This is a genomic window from Streptomyces sp. NBC_00691 (genome assembly GCF_036226665.1).
In the GTDB taxonomy this organism is placed as follows: domain Bacteria; phylum Actinomycetota; class Actinomycetes; order Streptomycetales; family Streptomycetaceae; genus Streptomyces.
This window is the reverse complement of record NZ_CP109007.1, coordinates 2,096,293-2,120,274: the sequence shown is the minus strand read 5'-3', so window position 1 is coordinate 2,120,274 and position 23,982 is coordinate 2,096,293. Positions and strand designations below refer to the sequence as shown.

Here is a 23,982-nt window from a genome sequence, read left to right as displayed (position 1 = left end):
CGACGATGAACGCACGTGCCACGGGCGCGGGGCTCCTCACCGCCGCCGCCCTCGTCCTGCTCGGCGCGCTCCCGGCGGACGCGGCCGACGCCCTGCCGCCCGCCCCGACCCCCGAGAAGGCCGCCTCCGCGCCCGGGACCCTGGACACCCTGTCCCGGTTCTTCGCCAGGGACGGCGCCGTCGCCCGCTCGGCGGCCGCGCCACGGGTCGAGGGCGGATCGGTCCCGGTCCGGATCCTCTCGCCGGACTTCGTCGCCGGGAAGCCCGGGGCGCCCGTCGCCCGGGTCGAGTTCCGGGCCAGCCGGGCCGTCTCCCCGGACGGCCGGAAGGCCTCGCTGTGGACCGTCGAACGGGCGGGCGGCTGGCAGGTCGTCAACATCGCCACCGGCGACGACGAGATCCGGTACGCGGAGATGGGCGGCGGCGGCCTGGTGTTCCGCGAGCCGCAGATCGACGCGTGGTACGTCCAGAAGGGAGCGAAGGTGCTGCCACTGGACGAGGACGCGGTACGCGCGGTCGGCCGCGACGGGACGAGTCTCACGGCCTACCGGGACCGGGTGGCCAGAGCGTACGGCGACAAGCTCCCGGGCTCGGCCTACGCGAAGAAGGGCACGGCGGGGGGCTACGGCGGCCCGGAGCCGGGTGTGCCGGGGGCGGTGACCTCGGTGACCGGGGCCGGGCCGCGGACGGTGGCGGCGGGGTCGCCGGACGGGGGGTCGGCGGTGACGGCGGCGTCGGCCACGGCGGGTGCGGGGGCGGCTCTGGCGCTGCTGCTGGTGTCGGCGGCGGCGATCCGACGCCGCCGAACCTGACCCCCGGCCCCGGCCCCGTCGTGGGCAGTCGTTCCTCCCCCGGACTCCGCCCGGGGGGACCCCCAGGGCGGAGCGGGTGGGCACGACGGAACGGCGCCCCTTGCCGGGCCTGGGCTTTCGCGCCCTGACCCGCACCCCGTGCGCACCGAGCATGGGGTGCGGGTCCAGGCACAAGGGGCGGAGGCGCCGCGACAGGGCGCCGTCCCGTGTGCCCACCCGTCCCGCCCCGCGGGACGATTGCCCACACGGCGGGTGGGTGGGTGGCGGGCGCAGCCCGTACGGGGAGGGCCCGCCACCCACCCACGGAATGGCGCGCACGGCGCGGTGCGCACGGGCGCGGGTCGGTTCCGCGGGCGGCTCAGCGGGCCAGGTAGCCGCCGTCCACCGGGAGGATCGCGCCCGTGATGAAGGACGCCTCCTCCGACGCCAGGAAGACGATCGCCGACGCCACCTCCTCCGGCGTCCCGAAGCGCCCCATCGGATGGCCGCGCGCCACCTCCGCCAGGTACTCCGCCCCGCCCGGTTCCACCCGCGCCGCCGCCACCCGTTCCGTCTCGATCGTGCCCGGGGCCACCGCGTTGACCCGGATCCCGTGGTCCGCCCACTCCACCGCCAGGTGCTTGGTCAGGCCGGTGGCGACGAACTTCGCCGGGCCGTAGACCGCCTGCCGGGCCTGGCCGGCCACGCCCGAGATCGACGACGTGCAGACGATGGACCCGCCGCCCGAGCCGAGCATCGCCTCGATCGCGTACTTGCAGGTCAGGAACATTCCCCGGCCGTCCACGGCCATCACCCGGTCGAAGTCCGAGCCCTCCGCCTCCGTCACGGAGAGCAGCGGGATCACCCCCGCGTTCGCCACCAGGACGTCCAGCCGTCCGTAGCGGTCCACCGCCGTGGCGATCATGCGCCGGGCGTCCTCCTTCCGGGACACGTCCCCGGTCACCGGGACCACCCCCTCCAGCGTCGCCAGCCGGTCCCCGTCGAGGTCGGCGGCGATCACCCGCGCGCCCTCCCGGAGGAACCGTTCCGCCGTCGCCCGTCCGATTCCGCTCGCCGCGCCCGTGATCACGCACACCCGGTCGGCCAGCCGTCCCGCCACCTGATTCGCCATGCTCCGCCAACGAGCGGGCGAGGCCGGAGTGTCGGTGCCCGCCAGTAGGGTGGGGAGCATGGCAGACCCCTCCAGCTACCGCCCCAAGCCGGGTCAGATCCCCGACTCCCCGGGGGTCTACAAGTTCCGCGACGAGCACCGTCGGGTGATCTACGTGGGGAAGGCGAAGTCCCTCCGGCAGCGGCTGGCGAACTACTTCCAGCCGCTCACGAGCCTGCACCCGCGGACGGCCACCATGGTGACCACCGCGGCGTCCGTGGAGTGGACCGTCGTGTCGACCGAGGTCGAGGCGCTCCAGCTGGAGTACTCCTGGATCAAGGAGTACGACCCCCGGTTCAACGTCAAGTACCGGGACGACAAGAGCTACCCGTACCTCGCGGTGACGATGAACGAGGAGTTCCCGCGCGTCCAGGTCCTGCGCGGCCACAAGAAGAAGGGCGTGCGCTACTTCGGGCCGTACGCGCACGCGTGGGCGATCCGCGAGACCGTCGACCTGATGCTGCGGGTCTTCCCGGTGCGGACGTGCTCGGCGGGCGTCTTCCGGAACGCGGCGTCCGCCGGGCGGCCCTGTCTCCTCGGGTACATCGGCAAGTGCTCGGCACCCTGCGTCGGCCGGGTCACCCCGCAGGAGCACCGCGAACTGGCCGAGGAGTTCAGCGACTTCATGGCCGGCCGTACGGGTACGTACATCCGCCGGCTGGAGAAGCAGATGATGCTCGCGGCCGAGGACATGGAGTACGAGAAGGCCGCGCGGCTCCGCGACGACATAGAGGCGCTGCGCAAGGCCATGGAGAAGAGCGCGGTCGTGCTCGCCGACGCCACCGACGCCGACCTGATCGCGCTCGCGGAGGACGAGCTGGAGGCCGCCGTGCAGATCTTCCACGTGCGCGGCGGACGAGTCCGCGGCCAGCGCGGCTGGGTCACCGACAAGGTCGAGGCCGTCGACACGGCCGGGCTCGTCGAGCACGCGATCCAGCAGCTGTACGGCGAGGAGAGCGGGGACACGGTGCCCAAGGAGGTCCTGGTACCGGCGCTGCCCGAGGACACCGGGGCCGTCACCGCCTGGCTCGCCGGCCGCCGCGGGTCCAACGTCTCGCTGCGGATCCCGCAGCGCGGCGACAAGAAGGACCTGATGGAGACCGTCGCGCGCAACGCCCAGCAGGCGCTCGTCCTGCACAAGACGAAGCGGGCCAGCGATCTGACCACCCGCTCCCGTGCCCTGGAGGAGATCGCCGAGGCGCTGGACCTGGACTCGGCGCCGCTGCGGATCGAGTGCTTCGACATCTCGCACCTCCAGGGCGAGGACGTGGTGGCCTCGATGGTGGTCTTCGAGGACGGGCTGCCCCGCAAGAGCGAGTACCGCCGCTTCCAGATCAAGGGCTTCGAGGGCCAGGACGACGTCCGGTCCATGCACGAGGTGATCGGCCGGCGCTTCAAGCGCTATCTCGCCGAGAAGGAGAAGACGGGGGAGTGGGACCCCGAGGGCGTCGTCGAGGACCCGGAGGAGAGCGGCCGGCCCAAGCGGTTCGCGTACCCGCCGCAGCTCGTCGTGGTCGACGGCGGGCAGCCGCAGGTCGCCGCGGCCAGGCGCGCCCTGGACGAGCTCGGGATCTCCGACATCGCGGTGTGCGGGCTCGCCAAGCGGCTGGAGGAGGTGTGGCTGCCCGGCGACGACGACCCGGTGGTGCTGCCCCGATCCAGCGAGGGCCTGTACCTCCTCCAGCGGGTACGTGACACGGCTCACGACTTCGCCATCCGCTACCAGCGCTCCAAACGCGCGAAACGTATCCGGACCAGCCCTCTCGACGCGGTGCCCGGCCTCGGTGACACCCGGAAACAGGCGTTGATCAAGCATTTCGGCTCGGTGAAGCGGCTCCGGCAGGCGACAATCGAGCAGATCTGCGAGGTCCCCGGCATGGGCCGGAAGACCGCGGAGGCGGTCGTCGTCGCCCTCGCAGAGGCGGCCCCGGCCGCACCCGCCGTGAACACGGCGACAGGAGAGATCATGGAAGACGACGGGGGCGGCACGGCATGACCGCGCACGAGCAGGACCAGCAGGAACAGCGGGAACAGCGGCACACGCACGAAGAGCACGACCGAGAAGACGGAGCAGGACACGTGAGTACGGGCACGAAGGAGATCCCCGGCGACAACGGCGCCGAGGCGGCCATTCCCGAGCTGGTGATCATCTCCGGCATGTCGGGAGCCGGCCGGTCCACCGCGGCGAAGTGTCTGGAGGACCTCGGCTGGTTCGTCGTCGACAATCTGCCGCCCGCGCTGATCCCCACCATGGTGGAGCTCGGCGCCCGCTCCCAGGGCAATGTCGCCCGGATCGCCGTCGTCGTGGACGTCCGCGGCCGGCAGTTCTTCGACAACCTCAGGGAGTCCCTGGCCGACCTGGACGCCAAGCAGGTCACCCGCCGGATCGTCTTCCTGGAGTCGTCCGACGACGCCCTGGTCCGGCGCTTCGAGTCGGTCCGCCGGCCGCACCCGCTCCAGGGCGACGGCCGGATCACCGACGGCATCGCCGCCGAGCGCGACCTGCTGCGCGAGCTGCGCGGCGACGCCGACCTGGTGATCGACACCTCCAGCCTCAACGTCCACGAGCTGCGCGCCAAGATGGACGCCCAGTTCGCCGGCGACGAGGAGCCCGAGCTGCGGGCCACCGTCATGTCCTTCGGGTTCAAGTACGGCCTGCCGGTCGACGCCGACCTCGTCGTCGACATGCGCTTCCTGCCGAACCCGCACTGGGTCCCCGAGCTGCGCCCCTTCACCGGCCTCAACGAGGAGGTGTCGAACTACGTCTACAACCAGCCCGGCGCCAAGGAGTTCCTCGACCGCTACACCGAACTCCTCCAGCTGATCGCCGCGGGCTACCGCCGCGAGGGCAAGCGGTACGTGACCATCGCGGTGGGCTGCACCGGCGGCAAGCACCGCTCCGTGGCGACCGCCGAGCGGCTCGCCGCCCGTATCGCCGCCGAAGGGGTCGAGACCGTCGTCGTGCACCGGGACATGGGGCGCGAGTGAAGCCGTACCGCCGCCGTGCCTCCACCCTCTCGGTGCGGCGTACGCTCCGCAGGCGCGGCGCCCAGCCGAAGGTGGTCGCGCTGGGCGGCGGGATGGGCCTGTCCGCCTCCCTCGCCGCCCTCCGCCGGATCACCGGCGACCTCACCGCCGTCGTCACCGTCGCCGACGACGGGGGTTCCAGCGGCCGGCTCCGCGAGGAGCTGGGCGTGCTGCCCCCGGGCGACCTCCGCAAGGCGCTCGCCGCGCTCTGCGGCGACGACGACTGGGGCCAGACCTGGGCCCGGGTCATCCAGCACCGCTTCCAGTCCAAGGGCGAGATCAACGGCCACGCCGTCGGCAACCTGCTGATCGTCGCCCTCTGGGAGCAGCTCGGCGACCCCGTGCAGGCCCTCGACCTGGTGGGCCGGCTGCTCGGCGCCCAGGGCCGGGTGCTGCCCATGTCCGCCGTCCCCCTGGAGCTCCAGGCCCTGGTCAAGGGCCATGACCCGGAGCGCCCGGAGGATGTGGACACCGTGTGCGGTCAGGCGACGGTGGCGCTCACGCCGGGCGACGTGCAGTCCGTGCACCTCGTGCCGAACGACCCGCCGGCGGTGCCCGAGGCGGTCGAGGCGGTCCTGGACGCGGACTGGGTGGTCCTCGGTCCCGGGTCCTGGTTCTCCTCGGTGATCCCGCACCTGCTCGTGCCCGAGCTGCTCGACGCGCTGGCCGAGACGAAGGCCCGGAAGGTGCTCTCGCTGAACCTCGCGCCGCAGCCCGGAGAAACCGAGGGCTTCTCCCCGCAGCGTCATTTGGAGGTTTTGGGACGACACGCCCCTAAACTCGCCCTGGACGTGGTGCTGGCCGACGAGGCCGCCGTGCCCGACCGCGAGTCCCTCGCCGATGCCGCCAAGCGGCTCGGTGCCGCGGTCGAGCTGGCGCCGGTGGCCGGGCCCGACGGCTCCGCGAAGCATGACCCGGAGCTGTTGGCCGCCGCGTACGACCGTATTTTTCGGATGCATGGAAGGATCGGCCCATGGCGATGACGGCAGCGGTGAAGGACGAGATCTCCCGGCTTCCCGTCACCCGGACCTGCTGCAGGAAGGCAGAGGTCTCGTCGATCCTGCGGTTCGCGGGCGGGCTGCACCTGGTGAGCGGCCGCATCGTGATCGAGGCGGAGCTGGACACCGCGATGGCGGCGCGGCGGCTCAAGCGGGACATCCTGGAGATCTTCGGGCACAGCTCGGAGCTGATCGTGATGGCCCCCGGCGGCCTGCGGCGCGGCTCGCGCTTCGTGGTGCGGGTGGTGGCCGGCGGCGACCAGCTGGCCCGGCAGACGGGCCTCGTGGACGGCCGGGGCCGCCCCATCCGGGGCCTCCCCCCGCAGGTGGTCTCCGGTGCGACCTGCGACGCGGAGGCGGCCTGGCGGGGCGCGTTCCTCGCGCACGGTTCGCTGACCGAGCCCGGCCGGTCCTCCTCCCTGGAGGTGACCTGCCCGGGTCCGGAGGCGGCGCTCGCCCTGGTCGGCGCGGCGCGCCGGCTCTCCATCGCGGCGAAGGCCCGTGAGGTACGGGGCGTGGACCGGGTCGTCGTCCGCGACGGCGACGCGATCGGCGCCCTGCTGACCCGGCTCGGCGCGCACGAGTCGGTGCTCGCCTGGGAGGAGCGGCGGATGCGGCGCGAGGTCCGCGCCACCGCCAACCGCCTGGCCAACTTCGACGACGCGAACCTGCGCCGCTCGGCCCGAGCGGCGGTCGCCGCCGGTGCTCGGGTGCAGCGCGCCCTGGAGATCCTCGGTGAGGAGGTGCCCGAGCACCTCGCGGCGGCCGGCCGGCTCCGCATGGAGCACAAGCAGGCCTCCCTGGAGGAGCTGGGCGCGCTCGCCGACCCGCCGCTGACGAAGGACGCGGTGGCGGGCCGGATCCGCCGGCTGCTGGCGATGGCCGACAAGCGGGCGCAGGACCTGGGCATTCCCGGGACCGAGTCCAACCTGACGGAGGAGCTGGACGACAGCCTCGTCGGCTGACCGCTTCCCCCTTCGTACGGAATTCCGAACTCCGGGCTGCCGGTGCCTTTCTGAGGCACCGGCAGCTTTTTCGTCCGCCCGCGAGGCACCCTTGACAGGTCCATGGGTGCCCATGAGCCTGGCGTCTGTTCACCTTCGTGACAGACAACAGCAAGGGGGGCTCATGAGACGTAGAGCGAGATCGATCCTCGCCGCGGCTTCATTGCTGATCGCGGGCGTGGCGGCGGCACCCGTCGCCGGAGCGCAGCCGAACGACCGGGACGGCGGTGACGGCCTCTCCGTATGGCGTGCCGAGGTCACCCAGGAGCAGGTACCGCTGCTCCTGGAGGCCGGCGCCGACGCCCATGAACTCACCGAGCGGGTACCCGCGAAGGGCTCCGCGACGGTCGAGCTCTTCCTCACCGGCCGGCAGGCCGGGCAGCTGCGCGGCCAGGGCGTCGAGCTCGCCGAGCACAGCCTGACGGGCTCCGCCGAGAAGCGGGTGGCCGCCGCCGGGGACGGCGTCTTCCGGCCGTACGGAGGTCCGAACGGCCTCAAGCAGGAGATCATGGACACCGCCCGGGCGAACCCCGGGATCACCAAGGTCGTCTCCATCGGCAAGACCCTCAAGGGCCAGGACATCCTCGCCCTCAAGGTCAGCAAGGGCGCCCCGCGGGTCAAGGACGGCTCCAAGCCCGCCATGCTGTACATGTCCAACCAGCACGCGCGCGAGTGGATCACCCCGGAGATGACCCGCCGGCTGATGCACCACTATCTCGACGGGTACGGCAAGGACGCGCGGATCACCCGGATCGTCGACTCCACCGAGCTGTGGTTCGTGCTCTCCGCCAACCCGGACGGCTACGACTACACCCACGCCGACCCCGCGAACCGGCAGTGGCGCAAGAACCTCCGCGACAACGACGGCGACGGCCGGATCACCTCCGGCGACGGCGTCGACCTGAACCGGAACTTCGCCTACAAGTGGGGCTACGACAACGAGGGTTCCTCGCCGGACCCGGCCGACGAGACCTTCCGCGGCAAGGGCCCCATGTCGGAGCCCGAGACCAAGGCCCTCGACGCCTTCCAGAAGCGCATCGGCTTCACGTACGGCATCAACTACCACTCCGCCGCCCAGCTCCTGCTGTACGGCGTGGGCTGGCAGGTGGCCACCGACACCCCCGACGACGTGGCCCTCAAGGCCCTCGCCGGCACTCCGCAGAACTCGGCCGTGCCCGGCTACCGGCCGCAGGTCTCCTCGGAGCTGTACATCACCAACGGCGAGGCGGACGGACACGCCGCCAACGTCAACGGCATGCAGATGTTCACCCCCGAGATGTCGACCTGTGCCACCGCCTCCCGGGTCGACCCCGCCGACGCCTGGAACCCGGCCGACTGCGCCTCCGTCTTCACCTTCCCCGACGACGAGAAGCTGATCCAGGCCGAGTTCGCCAAGAACATCCCCTTCGCGCTCGCCGTCGCCGAGACCGCCGCCCACCCGGACCGGCCCGTCTCCCCGGTCGGCATCGACGCCCCCGACTTCACGCCGAAGGCCTTCACCACCTCCTACGCCCGCGGCGAGGAGCAGGAGGTCGCGGTCACCGCGCGCAAGTCGCTGCGCGGCAAGACCCTGAAGTACCGGATCAACGGCGGCCGCACCCACAGCGAGGAGCTCGACGCCTGGAAGGGCGGCGAGACCTACGGCGGCGAGGACAACCTCTACTTCGACGAGTACCGCGCCGAGGTCGAGGACGCCCGGCCCGGCGACTCCGTCGAGGTCTGGTTCACCGCCCGCACCCGCGAGGGCCGGGCCACCGCCTCCGCCCCCTTCACCTACGAGGTCGCCGAGCGGCCCCGCGGCGACGTGCTCGTCCTCGCCGACGAGGGCGGCACCACCGCCGCCCGGCACACCGCGGCGTACGTGAAGGCGCTCGCCGACAACGGCCGGAAGGCCGCCGTCTGGGACGTCGCCACCCAGGGCACCCCGGACGCGCTCGGCGTGCTCTCCCACTTCCGCACCGTCGTCTGGTACACCGGCGCCGAGCGGCCCTCGGGGACCACCCAGCTCGCCGTCCGCGCCTTCCTCAACGAGGGCGGCAAACTGATCAACACCGGTGAGAAGTCCGGTGGTCTCACCCAGGTCGGTCTGGCCGAGACCAACGACTTCGCCCAGTACTACCTGGGCGCCTACCACCGGGCCGGCCTCAAGAACCCGCCCGCCTTCGCCGGCAGCGGAGCCTTCAAGGGCATCGGCGTCGGTCTCGGCGCGTCCGCCGACAACCCGCTGGACAACGCGGGCGCCTACACCGTCACCTCGGACACCCTCAAGCCGAAGGAGTTCCCGCAGTTCGCGAGCAGCGCCTCCGCCGGCTCCTACCCGGGCATCCGGATGCCCTTCGAACCCGCCGAGGGCGCGACCTTCGCGGCCGTCAAGCACGCCGACGACACCTGGGCCCGGCTCAGCAGGACCGCCGACCTCACCGGCGTCCCCGCCGCGGCGGCTCCGCGCCTGGACTTCCAGGTCAGCTACGACACCGAGCCCGGATACGACAACCTCGTCGTCGAGGCCCACACCGTCGGCCAGGACGACTGGACGACCCTGCCCGACCGCAACGGCGGCACCTCCACCGAGGCCCCCGCCGACTGCGGCGAGGGCTACTACGTGCGCGGCCACCCCTTCCTCGCCCACTACCTCACCGTCGGCGAGGAGGGCTGCGCCACCACCGGCACCACCGGCTCCTGGAACGCCTTCACCGGCCCCTCCAACGGCTGGCGGCAGGCCTCCGTCGACCTGAGCGCCTGGGCCGGCAAGAAGGTCGAGCTCTCGATCTCCTACATCTCGGACCCCGGTACGGGAGAGATGGGCGCCTTCGTCGACGACACCCGCCTCGTCACCGGGACCACCACCGAGGCGGAGGGCTTCGAGACCTCCCTCGGCGCGTGGACCGTTCCGGGCGCGCCGGCCGGCAGCCCCGGCAACGGCGGGGACTGGGTGCGCTCCGCGGCGCTCTTCCAGTCGCAGGCCGCGGTCACCACACGGGACACCGTCCTCCTCGGCTACGGCCTGGAACAGGTGCCCGGCGCGAGCGAGCGGGCCCGTCTCGTCGGCCGCGCCCTCGGGGTGCTGCGCCGCTGACGGAGAGTAGTGGGGACAAAGGTCCCACGGCGGCCCGTACCCGTTGGTAGGTACGGGCCGTCGGCCGTTCTCCCTCACTTTCCGGGCTCGTACGGATGCGCAGGATGTCACTGAGGGGGTCCTGTGGGGGTAGGGTCGTAAGCGGTCGGGGACATCCCAGAAAACAAAAATCTCGCCGGCGTCGAGCACACCGGCGTAGCTAACGAGGAGATCGGTTCGTGACGATCCGCGTAGGCATCAACGGCTTTGGCCGCATCGGCCGGAACTACTTCCGCGCGCTCCTTGAGCAGGGTGCGGACATCGAGATCGTGGCTGTCAACGACCTGGGTGACACCGAGACCACGGCCCACCTGCTGAAGTACGACACCATCCTGGGCCGCCTCAAGGCCGAGGTCACCCACACCGCCGACACCATCACCGTCGACGGCCACACCATCAAGGTGCTCTCCGAGCGCAACCCGGCCGACATCCCCTGGGGTCAGCTGGGCGTCGACATCGTCATCGAGTCGACCGGCATCTTCACCAAGAAGGCCGACGCCGAGAAGCACATCGCCGGTGGCGCCAAGAAGGTCCTCATCTCGGCTCCGGCCAGCGACGAGGACATCACCATCGTGATGGGCGTCAACCAGGACAAGTACGACCCGGCGCAGCACAACGTCATCTCGAACGCGTCCTGCACCACCAACTGTGTCGCGCCGATGGCGAAGGTTCTCGACGAGAACTTCGGCATCGTCAAGGGCCTGATGACCACGGTCCACGCGTACACGAACGACCAGCGCATCCTGGACTTCCCGCACAAGGACCTGCGCCGCGCCCGCGCCGCCGCGGAGAACATCATCCCGACCACGACGGGCGCCGCCAAGGCCACCGCCCTGGTCCTCCCGCAGCTCAAGGGCAAGCTGGACGGCATCGCCATGCGCGTCCCGGTCCCGACCGGTTCCGCGACCGACCTGGTCGTGACCCTCGACCGCGAGGTCACCAAGGACGAGGTCAACGCCGCGTTCAAGAAGGCCGCCGACGACGGCGACCTCAAGGGCATCCTCTTCTACACCGAGGACCCGATCGTCTCCTCGGACATCGTCAGCGACCCGGCGTCCTGCACCTTCGACGCCTCCCTGACCATGGTCCAGGAAGGCAACACGGTCAAGATCCTCGGCTGGTACGACAACGAGTGGGGCTACTCCAACCGTCTCGTCGACCTCACCGTCTTCGTCGGCGGTCAGCTCTAGACTTCAGGGCAGGCTTTCGATGTGAGCAGGGCTCGGGCAGCGCAACGCCGCGCTGTGCGAGCCCTGTTTGTGTGCTCCACCGCGTACCAAGGAGTCTGTGACAGATGAAGACGATCGACGAGCTTCTCGCCGAAGGCGTCTCCGGCAAGCGGGTGTTCGTCCGCGCCGACCTCAACGTGCCGCTCGACGGCACCACCATCACCGACGACGGCCGCATCCGCGCCGTCGTGCCCACGGTCAAGGCGCTCGCCGACGCGGGTGCCCGTGTCGTGGTCGCCTCGCACCTGGGCCGCCCGAAGGGCGCCCCGGACCCGGCGTTCTCGCTCGCCCCGGCCGCCGCGCGGCTCGGCGAGCTCCTCGGCGCCGAGGTGGCCTTCGCGACGGACACGGTCGGCGACTCCGCCACCGCCACCGTCGCGGGCCTCTCCGACGGCGGGGTCGCCGTGATCGAGAACCTCCGGTTCAACGCCGGCGAGACCTCCAAGGACGACGCCGAGCGCGGCGCGTTCGCGGACCGGCTCGCCACCCTCGCCGACGTCTACGTCGGCGACGGCTTCGGTGCCGTGCACCGCAAGCACGCCTCGGTCTTCGACCTCCCGGCGCGCCTGCCGCACGCCGCGGGCTACCTCATCGCCACCGAGGTCGGCGTCCTGAAGAAGCTCACGGAGGACGTGCGGCGGCCGTACGTGGTCGCGCTCGGCGGCGCCAAGGTCTCCGACAAGCTCGGCGTGATCGACCACCTCCTGGAGAAGGCCGACCGCATCCTCATCGGTGGCGGCATGGCGTACACCTTCCTCAAGGTCCAGGGCCACGAGGTCGGCATCTCGCTGCTCCAGGAGGACCAGATCCCGGCGGTCCTGGAGTACCTGGAGCGCGCCGAGAAGCGCGGCGTGGAGTTCGTCCTCCCCGTCGACGTCCTGGTCTCGCCCGAATTCCCGGACCTGAAGACCAAGGCTCCGGCCCACCCGACCACGGTCGCCGCGGACGCCATCCCGGCGGACGAGGAGGGCCTGGACATCGGCCCGGAGACCCGTAAGCTCTACGCCTCGAAGCTCGCCGACGCCGGCACCGTCTTCTGGAACGGTCCGATGGGCGTCTTCGAGCACCCCGACTACGCCGAGGGCACCAAGGCCGTCGCCCAGGCGCTCGTCGAATCCCCGGCCTTCACGGTCGTCGGTGGTGGCGACTCCGCCGCCGCCGTCCGCATCCTGGGCTTCGACGAGAAGGCATTCGGCCACATTTCGACCGGCGGCGGCGCCTCCCTCGAGTACCTCGAGGGCAAGACGCTTCCCGGCCTCGCCGCACTGGAGGACTGACCCTTTCATGAGCAGCACCCGCACCCCGCTGATGGCGGGCAACTGGAAGATGAACCTCAATCACCTCGAGGCCATCGCCCACGTCCAGAAGCTGGCCTTCGCCCTGACGGACAAGGACTACGACGCCTGTGAGGTCGCGGTCCTGGTCCCCTTCACCGACCTGCGGTCCGTACAGACCCTGGTCGACGGCGACAAGCTCAAGATCAAGTACGGCGCCCAGGACATCTCGGCGTACGACTCCGGTGCCTACACCGGCGAGATCTCGGGCCTGATGCTGTCCAAGCTGAAGTGCGCCTACGTCGCCGTCGGCCACTCCGAGCGCCGGCAGTACCACGCCGAGAACGACGAGGTCTGCAACGCCAAGGTGAAGGCCGCCTTCAAGCACGGCGTGACCCCGATCCTCTGCGTCGGCGAGGGCCTGGACATCCGCAAGGCCGGCGACCAGGTCGCCTACACCCTCGCCCAGCTCGACGGCGGTCTGAAGGACGTCCCGGCCGAGCAGGCCGAGACGATCGTGATCGCGTACGAGCCGGTGTGGGCCATCGGCACCGGCGAGGTCGCCACCCCCGACGACGCCCAGGAGGTCTGCGGAGCGATCCGCGGCCGCCTCGCGGAGCTGTACTCGCAGGAGCTGGCCGACAAGGTCCGCATCCAGTACGGCGGCTCGGTCAAGTCGGGCAACGTCGGCGCGATCATGGCGCAGCCGGACGTCGACGGTGCCCTGGTGGGCGGCGCGGCTCTGGACGCCGACGAGTTCGTCAAGATCGTCCGCTTCCGCGACCAGTGAGTATGCGGTAGCGGAGTTACGTCGTACCCTTGCGGGGGTCGGGCAGGTGCCCGGCCCCCGTCCGTATAAGTCCGAGGAAGTTGGTCCAGCCGTGGTTATGGGGTTCTCGATCGCCCTCATCGTCTTCAGCGGGCTGCTGATGCTGCTCGTGCTGATGCACAAGGGCAAGGGTGGCGGCCTCTCCGACATGTTCGGAGGCGGAATGCAGTCCTCCGTCGGCGGCTCCTCGGTCGCCGAGCGCAACCTGGACCGCATCACCGTCGTGGTCGGTCTGCTCTGGTTCGCCTGCATTGTGGTACTTGGTCTGCTGATGAAGTTGGACGGGTAACTCCGAACACTGGACGCGCGTTGGGCCTTACGTAGACTGGGGCATCTTCGAGCACCATCACGCAGGGAGTTACGACCGTGGCAAGTGGCAACGCGATCCGGGGAAGCCGGGTCGGGGCGGGGCCGATGGGCGAGGCCGAGCGAGGCGAATCGGCGCCGCGCGCCCGCATCTCCTTCTGGTGCTCGAACGGGCACGAGACGCAGCCGAGCTTCGCCAGCGACGCGGCGATCCCCGAGACCTGGGACTGCCCACGGTGCGGCTTCCCGGCCGGTCAGGACCGGGACAACCCGCCGGACCCGCCGCGCACGGAGCCGTACAAGACCCACCTCGCCTATGTGCGTGAGCGGCGCAGCGACGCGGACGGCGAGGCGATCCTCGCCGAGGCGCTGGCCAAGCTGCGCGGTGAGATCTGAGCGCGGTGTGACGATGTGACGAACGGGCCCTGCCCGCGAATTCGGTTCGCGGACAAGGCCCGTTCGGCGTCCCCGGGGTCCCCGTCCCGCCATCTCCGCACGCGGGAAGGCCCGTTGTCAGTGGTGCCCGCTAGCGTCGGCCGGGAAGGGATCTTCGGGTCCGGGAACGGACGAGGGCGCGCACCATGACGATGACGGCGACAGTGGGCGGCAGGGCCGTGCCCGCCTGGCGGGGCGGCTTCGGGAGGCTGTGGACGGCCGCGGTCGTCTCCCGCTTCGGCGACTCCCTGCGCACCGCCGCGATGCCGCTGCTCGCCGCCACCCTCACCGACGACCCCCTCCTCATCGCCTCCGTCACCGCCTGCGGCTATCTGCCCTGGCTGCTCTTCGGACTGCTCGGCGGAGCCGTCGCCGACCGGGTCGACCAGCGGCGGGCCATGTGGGCCGTCGACCTCGTACGCGGCGTGCTCATGGCCGGGTTCGCCGTCGCCGTCGCCCTCGGACACGCCGGCATCGCCCTCCTCCTGGTCCTCGCCCTCGCGCTCACCACCCTGCAGACCCTCTTCGACAACGCCGCCACCGCGCTGCTTCCCTCCCTCGTGCCCGCCGAGACCCTGGCCGGGGCCAACGCCCGTCTGATGACCGGTCAGCAGCTCGCGGGCGGGCTCCTCGCCGCCCCCCTCGTGCCCGCCCTGCTCATCGCAGGGCCCGCCGTGCCGTACGCCGCGGACGCCGCCACCTACGTCCTGGCGGCGCTCCTCATCGCCTCCCTGCGGACCGGGGCACCCCCGCGGCCGCCCCGCCCCGCCGGATCCACCCTCTGGGCCGAGATGGCCGAGGGGCTCGCCGTACTGCGCGCGGACCGGTCCCTGCGATGGCTCTGCACCGCCACCACCCTCTGCAACATCGGCATGGGCGCCCTCATCGCCACGCTCGTCGTCCTGGTCGCCGACGGTCTCCACGCCGGGAACGCGGGATACGCGGCCACCCTCACCGCCTTCGCGGTGGGCGGGGTCGCCGGCGGCTTCCTGGCCCGGCGGATCGCCGAGCGGACCGGACGGGTCCGCGCGGTCTTCCTCGCCGGGATCGTCCAGACCGGCTGTCTGGTCCTGCTGGGGACGGTGTCCGTCCTCGCGGTGGCGGTCGGGGCCATGGCGGTCTTCGGCTTCATGGGGACCGTGTGGAACGTCCAGCAGACGACCCTCATGCAGGAGCGCGCCCCCGAGGGGATGCTCGGCCGGATCGCGGCGGCCTTCCGCACCCTCGCCGTCGCGGGCGCCCCGCTCGGTGCTGTGCTGGGCGGTGCGGCGGCGGCCGGCTGGGGGCCGCTCACCCCGGCGCTGCTCGCGGCCGCGCTGTTCGCGCTCGCCGTCACGTCACTCGCCCCCCTGATCAATTAGGTTGGAGACGCAGCGGGGCAGACAAGCAGTACGAGAAGAAGTGGGCGATGTCCGAGATGAACAACGAAGGCCGCACCAGGCTCAACCGGCTGCCCGAGTGGGCGGCCCTCGGCAAGCACCGTGAGCAGCTGGGCGAGACCGGGCTGCGCGACCTGTTCGCCGCCGACGCGGAGCGTGGCACCGGCTACGCCCTGCGCGTCGGCGACCTCTACCTGGACTACTCCAAGCACCTCGTCACCGACGAGACGCTGACCCTGTTGCGCGAACTGGCCGCCGTCACCGGTGTCGCCGAGCTCCGCGACGCCATGTTCCGCGGCGAGAAGATCAACACCACCGAGGACCGCGCGGTCCTCCACACCGCGCTGCGCGCCCCCCGCGGAGCCGTGGTCGAGGTCGACGGGGAGAACGTCGTCCCCGGCGTCCACGCCGTCCTCGACAAGATGGCCGCGTTCTCCGACAAGGTCCGCGCGGGCGAGTGGACCGGCCACACCGGCAAGCCGATCAAGAACGTCGTCAACATCGGCATCGGCGGCTCCGACCTCGGCCCCGCCATGGCCTACGAGGTCCTGCGCTCCTACACCCAGCGGGACCTGACGGTCCGTTTCGTCTCCAATGTCGACGGGGCCGACCTCCACGAGGCCGTCCGCGACCTCGACCCGGCCGAGACCCTGTTCATCGTCGCCTCGAAGACCTTCACCACCATCGAGACGATCACCAACGCCACCTCGGCGCGGAGCTGGCTCCTGACCGGTCTCGCCGCCGACCAGGACGCCGTCGCCAAGCACTTCGTGGCCCTCTCGACCAACGCCGAGAAGGTCGAGGAGTTCGGCATCGACACCGCCAACATGTTCGAGTTCTGGGACTGGGTCGGCGGCCGCTACTCCTACGACTCCGCCATCGGCCTCTCGCTGATGATCGCCATCGGCCCGGACCGCTTCCGCGAGATGCTCGACGGCTTCCACCTCGTCGACGAGCACTTCCGTACGGCTCCGCCCGAGGAGAACGCGCCGCTGCTCCTGGGTCTCCTCGGGGTCTGGTACGGCGCCTTCTTCGACGCCCAGTCGCACGCCGTGCTGCCGTACTCGCACTACCTCTCCAAGTTCACCGCCTACCTCCAGCAGCTCGACATGGAGTCCAACGGCAAGTCGGTGGACCGCGAGGGCGACCGGGTGGCCTGGCAGACCGGCCCGGTCGTCTGGGGCACCCCCGGAACCAACGGGCAGCACGCCTACTACCAGTTGATCCACCAGGGCACCAAGGTCATCCCGGCCGACTTCATCGGTTTCGCCCGGCCGGTCGACGACCTGCTGCCGGGCCTCGTCGCCCAGCACGACCTGCTCATGGCGAACTTCTTCGCCCAGACCCAGGCGCTGGCCTTCGGCAAGACCCCCGACGAGGTACGGGCGGAGGGCGTCCCCGAGGAGCTCGTCCCGCACAAGACCTTCCAGGGGAACCACCCGACCACCACGATCCTCGCCGACACGCTCACCCCGTCCGTCCTCGGCCAGCTCATCGCGCTGTACGAGCACAAGGTGTTCGTCCAGGGCGCCGTCTGGAACATCGACTCCTTCGACCAGTGGGGTGTGGAACTGGGCAAGGTCCTCGCCAAGCGGATCGAACCCGTCCTGACGGAGGGCGAGGGCGGCGAGCACCTCGACAGCTCCACCGCGGGGCTCGTGGCCGCCTACCGCACACTGCGCGGACGGTAGAGCCATGACGGGGGAGAACGCGGTGCGGCTGCGGCCGCCCAGGAACGCCGTGGACGAGCGGGCCGTCGCCTGGTGGCGGAGCCGGCTCCTGGTGACCACGGCCGTTCCGGTGGTGGTCCTCGGGGTCCTCGGCGCCCTCATCGGGCCCGCCCGGTTCTGGCTGCTGGCCTCGGCCGGGGCCGTGGCGGTCCTGGGCCTGGCCGGCACCGCGTTCTTCCCCGCCTGGTGGTTCCGGGTGCACCGCTGGGAGGTCACCGAGGACGCCGTCTACGTCCGCACGGGGGCCCTCTGGCAGGAGTGGCGGGTGGCGCCGATGTCCCGGATCCAGACCGTCGACACCTCGCGCGGCCCGCTGGAGCAGGGCTTCCGGCTCGCCACCGTCACGGTGACCACCGCCTCTTCCAAGGGCGCGATCCGGATCGAGGGCCTCGACCACGAGCTGGCAGCCGAGCTGGCCGAGCGGCTGACCGTCATCACCCAGGCCACCCCCGGGGACGCCACATGAACGAGGCGGCGGACAAGGCCACGGAGACCGTGACCGACGAGGCCACCGGGACGGCCGGGAACGGGGCCGGGACGGCGGCGGCCGAGGCCGCCGCACCGCCGCCGGACGGGGCCGCCGTACCGTCGCCGGGCGCCGGCGGGGACCGGGGCCGGGACACCGACTGGCGCCGCCTCGATCCCCTGACCGTCCTCGTCCGGGTCGTCCTCTTCAGCGGCGTCCTCGTCGGCGCCGCGCTGCCCGTCACCTTCGCGCTGGCCGGGCCGCGCCCGCTCTGGCAGGCCGTCGTCTGGGTCGCCGCGGGAGTCGCCCTCGTCCTGCTCGTCGACATCGCCGCCGAGACCGTCCGCCTCCGCCGCACCCGCTACCGGGTCGGCACCGAACGAAGCGGGACGGGGGCACCCCCGGCCGAGGGCGGGGGGAGGGTGGAACTCCACACCGGGCTCCTCGTCGTCCAGCGCCGCTCGCTCGCCCGCGAGCGCATCCGCAGCGTCGACCTCACCGCCAACCCGCTCCAGCGCGTCCTCGGCCTCGTCAAGGTCCGCATCGGCACCGGCGAGCACACCGGCGGCAGCGAATCCACGCTCGAACTCGACCTGGTCACCCGGGCCGAGGGGGAGCGGCTGCGCCACGAGCTGCTCGCCCGCCCCGCCGTCACCGCCGACGCCCCGGACCACGACCGCTCCCTCGCCACGCTCGACCCGCGCTGGATCCGCTACGCCCCCGTCTCCTTCCTCGCCCCCGCCCTCGGCGGCGCGGCGGCCGGAGCGGTCATGCAGGTCAGCGAGTGGTTCGGCGCCCAGGGGAAGGTCATCGACTGGATAGGGGACCGGTTCCAGGACGTCTCCATCCCCTGGACGATCCTCGTCCTGGTCCTCGCCGCCATCGTCGCGGGAGCCGTTGGCGCCCTCGGCCTCTGGGTCGAGATGTGGTGGAACTACCGTCTGGAGCGCGAGCCCGGCGGCACCCTGCGAGTCTCCCGCGGACTCTTCACCGCCCGCTCGGTCTCCATAGAGGAGCGCAGGCTGCGCGGGATCGAACTGGTCGAGCCGCTCGGCGTCCGCGCGTTCGGGGCCGCCCGTGTCGACGCCGTCGCCACCGGACTCGTCAAGGACGACGAGGACAAGCACACCGACCTCAAGACCCTGCTGCCGGCCGCGGAGCGGGCGGTGGCCGACCGGGTCGCCGCCCAGGTCCTGCGCGAGCCGGAGCCGCCCACCGGGGCGCCCCTCGCCGCCCACCCCCGGGCCGCCCGCAGCCGGAGGGTGCGCTGGGCGCTGGGGAGCGTCCTGCTGCCCGTGGCGGTCCTCGCGCTCCTCGGGGCGCTCCTCACCCCGGTTTTGTTGTACGTGGCGGCCGGCTGCGCGGTCGTCCTCGGCCCGGTCGCCGTGCTGTTCGCCCTCGACGCGTACCGCGCTCTCGGGCACGGCGTCAGCGGCGCCTATCTGGTCACCCGTTCGGGTACGGTCCGGCGGGTCACGGTCGCCCTCCAGCGCTCCGGCGTCATCGGCTGGACCGTCAAGCAGTCGTACTTCCAGCGGCGGGCCGGCGTACTGACCCTCACCGCCACCACGGCGGCCGGAGCGGGCGCGTACGACATCCTGGACGTGGGCCGGAGCGAGGGCCTGGCCTTCGCCGCCGGGGCCGTACCGGAGCTGCTCGCGCCCTTCCTCGAACCCGTGCCCACGCAGGAGGCCCGGTCCACCGCGAGGTGAACCGGGCCTCCGAGGCGTCGTATCAGGCGGACGCCGGCGGGTACAGATCCCGCGGCAGCTCCGAGGCCGCCGCCGCGTCCAGCAGCCACAGCGTGCGCGAGCGGCCGTAGGCGCCCGCCGCCGGGGCCTGCACCTCGCCCGCGCCCGACAGCGCGATCGCCGCGGCCTTCGCCTTGTCCGCGCCGGCCGCGAGCAGCCAGACCTCCTTCGCGGCCCGGATCGCCGGAAGGGTCAGCGAGACCCGTACCGGCGGCGGCTTGGGCGCGCCGTGCACGCCGACCACCGTCCGCTCGGTCTCGCGGACCGCGGGCAGCTCCGGGAAGAGCGAGGCCACATGCGTGTCCGGACCGACACCCAGCATCAGGACGTCGAAGGTCGGCACCCCGCCGTGGTCACCGGGACCCGCGGCGGCTGCCAGCTCCCGCGCGTACGCGGCCGCGGCCGCGTCGACGTCGGAGCCGTACGGGCCGTCCGAGGCCGGCATGGCGTGCACCCGCGCCGGGTCGAGCGGCACCCGGTCGAGCAGTGCCTCCCGGGCCTGGGTGACGTTCCGCTCGGGGTCGCCCTCGGGCAGGAAACGCTCGTCGCCCCACCACAGGTCGAGCCGCGACCAGTCGACCGCGTCCCGCGCGGGCGCCGAACCGAGCGCCGCGAGCAGGCCGTTGCCGTTGCGTCCGCCGGTGAGCACCACCGAGGCGGAGCCGCGGGCGGCCTGGGCGTCCACGATCTTCGTGATCAGCCGGGCCGCAGCGGCCTCGGCCATCAGCTCCTTGTCGCGGTGGACGACCAGCTGAGGCGTGCTCATTTCGACGCCGCCTTCTTGGCCGGGGCCTTCTTCGTGGCGGGCTTGGCGGCGGGGGCGGCCTGCGCGGCCGACTCCGCCGCGGTCTCCACGACCGTCTCCACGACCTCGGGGGCGGTGACGGCCGCCTCCTCGTCGAGCCGTTCGAGACCGAACTTGAGCGCCGTCGCGTAGGTGTCGTCCGGGTCCAGCCGGCGCAGCTCCTCCGCGATCAGCTCGGCCGTGTCGCGGCGCTTGAGCGCCACCGCGCGGTCGGGCTGCCCCTGGATGGAGAGCGTGGCGAGCGAGCCGTCCGGCCGGTCGAGGACGATCGGGCCGGAGCTGGTCTCCATCCGTACGGAGGTGAGACCGGGACCCGTCGACGCCGAGCGGCGCACCGGGATCTTCAGCCGTTCCGCCAGCCACATGGCGAGCAGTTCGACGCTCGGGTTGAACTCCTCGCCCTCGACCTCGGCGGAGGTCACCTCGCAGACGACCTGGTCGAGCGCGGCCGCGAGCATCGAACGCCACGGGGTGATCCGGGTCCACGCGAGGTCCGTGTCGCCGGGGGTGTACGCGTCCGCGCGCGCGGTCAGCTCCTGGATGGGCTGCTCGGCGGCGTACGTGTCGGTCACCCGGCGCTGGGCGAGGGCGCCCAGCGGGTCCTTCGCCGGGTCGGTCGGCGCGTTCACCGGCCACCAGACGACGACGGGGGCGTCCGGGAGGAGCAGCGGCAGGACCACCGACTGGGCGTGGTCGACGACCTCGCCGTACAGCCGGAGGACCACCGTCTCACCGGTGCTGGCGTCGGCGCCGAGGCGGACCTCGGCGTCGAGTCGTGCCTTGGAACGGTCCCGCGGGGAGCGCGAGACCCGCTTGATGACGACGAGGGTCCGCGAGGGGTGCTCGCGGGACGCCTCGTTGGCTGCCTTCAGCGCGTCGTAGGCGTTCTCCTCGTCGGTGACGATGACGAGGGTGAGCACCATGCCGACGGCCGGCGTGCCGATCGCCCGCCGCCCGAGCACCAGCGCCTTGTTGATCTTGGAGGACGTGGTGTCCGTCAGGTCGGTCTTCATGGCCGGCGCCAGCTCCGTCCGTCTCGTGCGAGCATCTCGTCCGCCTCGACGGGACCCCAGGTCCCGGACTGGTACTGCGCGGGCTTGCCGTGCTTGTCCCAGAACTGCTCGATCGGGTCGAGGATCTTCCAGGACAGCTCGACCTCCTCGACGCGGGGGAAGAGGTTGGAGTCGCCGAGCAGTACGTCCAGGAGGAGCCGCTCGTACGCCTCGGGGCTGGACTCCGTGAAGGACTCGCCGTAGGCGAAGTCCATCGACACGTCCCGGATCTCCATCTGGGTGCCAGGCACCTTGGAGCCGAACCGCATCGTCACGCCCTCGTCCGGCTGCACCCGGATGACGATGGCGTTGCGGCCGAGTTCCTCGGTCGCGGTGGAGTCGAAGGGGGAGTGCGGGGCGCGCTGGAAGACGACCGCGATCTCGGTGACGCGGCGGCCGAGCCGCTTGCCCGTCCGCAGGTAGAAGGGGACGCCCGCCCAGCGGCGGTTGTCGATCTCCAGCTTGATGGCCGCGTAGGTGTCGGTCTTCGACTGGGGGTCGATGCCGTCTTCCTGGAGGTAGCCGACGGCCTTGGCGCCGCCCTGCCACCCGGCCGCGTACTGGCCGCGGACCGTGGACTTGCCCAGGTCCTTGGGCACCTTCACCGCGCCGAGGACCTTGACCTTCTCGGCGGCCAGCGCGTCGGCGTCGAAGGAGGCGGGCTCCTCCATCGCGGTCAGCGCGAGCAGCTGGAGCAGGTGGTTCTGGATGACGTCACGGGCGGCGCCGATGCCGTCGTAGTAGCCGGCGCGGCCGCCGATGCCGATGTCCTCGGCCATGGTGATCTGCACGTGGTCGACGTACGACCGGTTCCAGATCGGCTCGAAGAGGGTGTTGGCGAAACGGAGCGCCAGGATGTTCTGGACGGTCTCCTTGCCGAGGTAGTGGTCGATCCGGAAGACCTCGTTCGGCGGGAAGACCTCGTGGACGACCTCGTTGAGCTCCTTGGCGGAGACCAGGTCGTGGCCGAAGGGCTTCTCGATGACCGCGCGGCGCCAGGAGCCGTCCTTCTGGTCGGCGAGCCCGTGCTTCTTGAGCTGCTGGACGACCTTGGGGAAGAACTTCGGCGGGACCGACAGGTAGAAGGCGAAGTTGCCGCCCGTGCCCTGCGCCTTGTCCAGGTCCTCGATGGTGTCCTTGAGCTGCTCGAAGGCGTCGTCGTCGTCGAAGTCGCCCTGGACGAAACGCATCCCCTGGATCAGCTGCTGCCACACCTCCTCGCGGAACGGGGTGCGCGAGTGCTGCTCGACGGCGTCGTGGACCTCCTGCGCGAAGTCCTCGTCCTGCCATTCCCGGCGGGCGAAGCCGATGAGCGAGAAGCCCGGCGGCAGCAGGCCGCGGTTGGCCAGGTCGTAGACGGCAGGCATCAGCTTCTTACGGGACAAATCGCCCGTGACGCCGAAGATCACCAGACCCGACGGCCCCGCGATACGCGGGAGCCGTCGGTCTGCGGCGTCACGGAGCGGGTTGGCTCCGTGGACTGCGCTCAAAGTGCTTACGCCTCCGAAGGTGCGAGGCGCGAGAGCTCCGCCTCGGTGGACTTGAGAAGGTCGTTCCAGGACGCCTCGAACTTCTCGACGCCCTCGTCCTCCAGGAGCTGGACGACATCGTCGTAGGCGATGCCCAGCTTCTCGACGGCCGCGAGCTCGGCACGCGACTGGTCGTAGGTGCCGCGCACGGTGTCACCGGCGACCACGCCGTGGTCGGCGGTGGCCTCCAGGGTGGCCTCCGGCATGGTGTTGACCGTGCCCGGGGCGACCAGGTCCACGACGTACAGGGTGTCCTTGTACGCCGGGTCCTTCACACCGGTCGAGGCCCACAGCGGACGCTGCTTGTTGGCCTGCGCCTTGTCGAGGGAGGACCAGCGCTCCGAGGAGAAGACCTCCTCGAACGCCTCGTACGCCAGACGCGCGTTGGCCAGCGCGGCCTTGCCCTTGAGGGCCTTGGCCTCGTCGGTGCCGAGAGCGTCCAGGCGCTTGTCGATCTCCGAGTCCACACGGGACACGAAGAACGAGGCCACCGAGTGGATCTTCGAGAGGTCGAGGCCGCGCTCGCGGGCCTTCTCCAGACCCGCCAGGTAGGCGTCCATGACCGCGCGGTAGCGCTCCAGCGAGAAGATCAGCGTCACGTTGACGCTGATGCCGAGGCCGATGACCTCGGTGATCGCCGGCAGACCCGCCTCGGTGGCCGGGATCTTGATGAGCGTGTTGGGGCGGTCCACCAGCCAGGCCAGCTGCTTGGCCTCGGCGATGGTGGCGGTCGTCTCGTGGGCGAGACGGGGGTCGACCTCGATGGAGACCCGGCCGTCCTGGCCGTCGGTCGCCTCGAAGACCGGCCGCAGGATGTCGGCGGCGTCGCGGACGTCCGCCGTCGTGATCATGCGGATGGCCTCGTCGACGGTCACCTTGCGGGCGGCGAGGTCGGCGAGCTGCTGCTCGTAACCGTCGCCGTGCGAGATGGCCTTCTGGAAGATCGACGGGTTCGTGGTCACACCGACCACGTGGCTCTGGTCGATGAGCTCGGCCAGGTTGCCGGACGTGATCCGCTTGCGCGAGAGGTCGTCCAGCCAGATCGCGACGCCTTCGTCGGAGAGGCGCTTGAGAGCGTCTGTCATGAGAAT

General features: G+C 71.6%; 20 protein-coding genes. 15 read left to right on the top strand and 5 right to left on the bottom strand.

Annotated features, from left to right (window positions below; translation table 11 throughout):
• The first annotated feature begins 5 nt into the window (after positions 1-5).
• A complete protein-coding gene (locus OG392_RS09535; protein WP_443054730.1) occupies positions 6-812 on the top strand; it encodes a hypothetical protein in 807 nt (268 codons plus the stop codon).
• A 358-nt stretch (positions 813-1,170) separates the two neighbouring features.
• On the opposite strand, the gene OG392_RS09530 is transcribed toward OG392_RS09535, so the two are convergent.
• Positions 1,171-1,983 (bottom strand): SDR family NAD(P)-dependent oxidoreductase, encoded by an 813-nt coding sequence (locus OG392_RS09530; RefSeq protein ID WP_329277561.1) that lies wholly within the window; start codon positions 1,981-1,983, stop codon positions 1,171-1,173.
• Between OG392_RS09530 and uvrC the strand changes: the two genes are divergently transcribed.
• From uvrC to OG392_RS09460, 14 genes are all read left to right on the top strand, one after another.
• A complete protein-coding gene (gene uvrC, locus OG392_RS09525) occupies positions 1,982-3,958 on the top strand; it encodes an excinuclease ABC subunit UvrC (RefSeq protein WP_329277559.1) in 1,977 nt (658 codons plus the stop codon). The two genes, OG392_RS09530 and uvrC, sit on opposite strands and share 2 nt — an antisense overlap.
• Positions 3,955-4,950, top strand: coding sequence for an RNase adapter RapZ (gene rapZ, locus OG392_RS09520; RefSeq protein WP_329277557.1), 996 nt, complete (start codon positions 3,955-3,957; stop codon positions 4,948-4,950). The genes uvrC and rapZ overlap by 4 nt, the downstream gene beginning before the upstream one ends.
• Complete coding sequence (locus OG392_RS09515; protein ID WP_329277555.1) at positions 4,947-5,972, top strand: gluconeogenesis factor YvcK family protein; 1,026 nt, start codon at positions 4,947-4,949, stop codon at positions 5,970-5,972. Before rapZ ends, OG392_RS09515 begins: the two co-directional genes overlap by 4 nt.
• Positions 5,963-6,952 (top strand): DNA-binding protein WhiA, encoded by a 990-nt coding sequence (gene whiA, locus OG392_RS09510; protein WP_030205188.1) that lies wholly within the window; start codon positions 5,963-5,965, stop codon positions 6,950-6,952. The genes OG392_RS09515 and whiA overlap by 10 nt, the downstream gene beginning before the upstream one ends.
• 163 nt (positions 6,953-7,115) lie before the next feature.
• A complete protein-coding gene (locus OG392_RS09505; RefSeq protein ID WP_329277552.1) occupies positions 7,116-10,067 on the top strand; it encodes a M14 family metallopeptidase in 2,952 nt (983 codons plus the stop codon).
• Between the two features lie 218 nt (positions 10,068-10,285).
• Positions 10,286-11,296 (top strand): type I glyceraldehyde-3-phosphate dehydrogenase, encoded by a 1,011-nt coding sequence (gap, locus tag OG392_RS09500; RefSeq protein ID WP_329277550.1) that lies wholly within the window; start codon positions 10,286-10,288, stop codon positions 11,294-11,296.
• A gap of 104 nt (positions 11,297-11,400) precedes the next feature.
• Positions 11,401-12,612 carry a phosphoglycerate kinase gene (locus OG392_RS09495; RefSeq protein WP_329277548.1) on the top strand — a complete coding sequence of 404 codons (1,212 nt, stop codon included), beginning with the start codon at positions 11,401-11,403 and terminating at the stop codon, positions 12,610-12,612.
• Between the two features lie 7 nt (positions 12,613-12,619).
• The gene (gene tpiA, locus OG392_RS09490; protein ID WP_329277546.1) at positions 12,620-13,399 is read left to right on the top strand and encodes a triose-phosphate isomerase; all 780 of its coding nucleotides are present in this window, start codon (positions 12,620-12,622) and stop codon (positions 13,397-13,399) included.
• Between the two features lie 97 nt (positions 13,400-13,496).
• Positions 13,497-13,727, top strand: coding sequence for a preprotein translocase subunit SecG (gene secG / locus OG392_RS09485; RefSeq protein ID WP_017238647.1), 231 nt, complete (start codon positions 13,497-13,499; stop codon positions 13,725-13,727).
• 77 nt (positions 13,728-13,804) lie between these two features.
• Entirely contained in the window at positions 13,805-14,140 is a 336-nt protein-coding gene (locus OG392_RS09480; RefSeq protein ID WP_071891222.1) for an RNA polymerase-binding protein RbpA, read from the top strand.
• Between the two features lie 191 nt (positions 14,141-14,331).
• Positions 14,332-15,540 (top strand): MFS transporter, encoded by a 1,209-nt coding sequence (locus tag OG392_RS09475; protein ID WP_329277544.1) that lies wholly within the window; start codon positions 14,332-14,334, stop codon positions 15,538-15,540.
• Positions 15,541-15,596: 56 nt separating this feature from the next.
• Positions 15,597-17,249, top strand: a complete 1,653-nt coding sequence (gene pgi / locus OG392_RS09470; RefSeq protein ID WP_329287166.1) for a glucose-6-phosphate isomerase — start codon at positions 15,597-15,599, stop codon at positions 17,247-17,249.
• A gap of 4 nt (positions 17,250-17,253) precedes the next feature.
• On the top strand, positions 17,254-17,754 hold the full coding sequence (locus tag OG392_RS09465) for a PH domain-containing protein (RefSeq protein ID WP_329277542.1): 501 nt from the start codon (positions 17,254-17,256) through the stop codon (positions 17,752-17,754).
• Positions 17,751-19,466, top strand: coding sequence for a PH domain-containing protein (locus OG392_RS09460; protein ID WP_329277540.1), 1,716 nt, complete (start codon positions 17,751-17,753; stop codon positions 19,464-19,466). The genes OG392_RS09465 and OG392_RS09460 overlap by 4 nt, the downstream gene beginning before the upstream one ends.
• A gap of 22 nt (positions 19,467-19,488) precedes the next feature.
• On the opposite strand, the gene pgl is transcribed toward OG392_RS09460, so the two are convergent.
• Genes pgl through tal form a run of 4 tightly spaced genes read right to left on the bottom strand, consistent with a single transcriptional unit; the run spans position 19,489 to position 23,976 of the window.
• A complete protein-coding gene (pgl, locus tag OG392_RS09455; protein ID WP_329277538.1) occupies positions 19,489-20,271 on the bottom strand; it encodes a 6-phosphogluconolactonase in 783 nt (260 codons plus the stop codon).
• A complete protein-coding gene (opcA, locus tag OG392_RS09450; RefSeq protein ID WP_329277536.1) occupies positions 20,268-21,323 on the bottom strand; it encodes a glucose-6-phosphate dehydrogenase assembly protein OpcA in 1,056 nt (351 codons plus the stop codon). Before opcA ends, pgl begins: the two co-directional genes overlap by 4 nt.
• On the bottom strand, positions 21,320-22,852 hold the full coding sequence (zwf, locus tag OG392_RS09445) for a glucose-6-phosphate dehydrogenase (RefSeq protein WP_329277534.1): 1,533 nt from the start codon (positions 22,850-22,852) through the stop codon (positions 21,320-21,322). The genes opcA and zwf overlap by 4 nt, the downstream gene beginning before the upstream one ends.
• Before the next feature lie 5 nt (positions 22,853-22,857).
• The gene (gene tal, locus OG392_RS09440; protein WP_329277533.1) at positions 22,858-23,976 is read right to left on the bottom strand and encodes a transaldolase; all 1,119 of its coding nucleotides are present in this window, start codon (positions 23,974-23,976) and stop codon (positions 22,858-22,860) included.
• Positions 23,977-23,982: the final 6 nt, after the last annotated feature.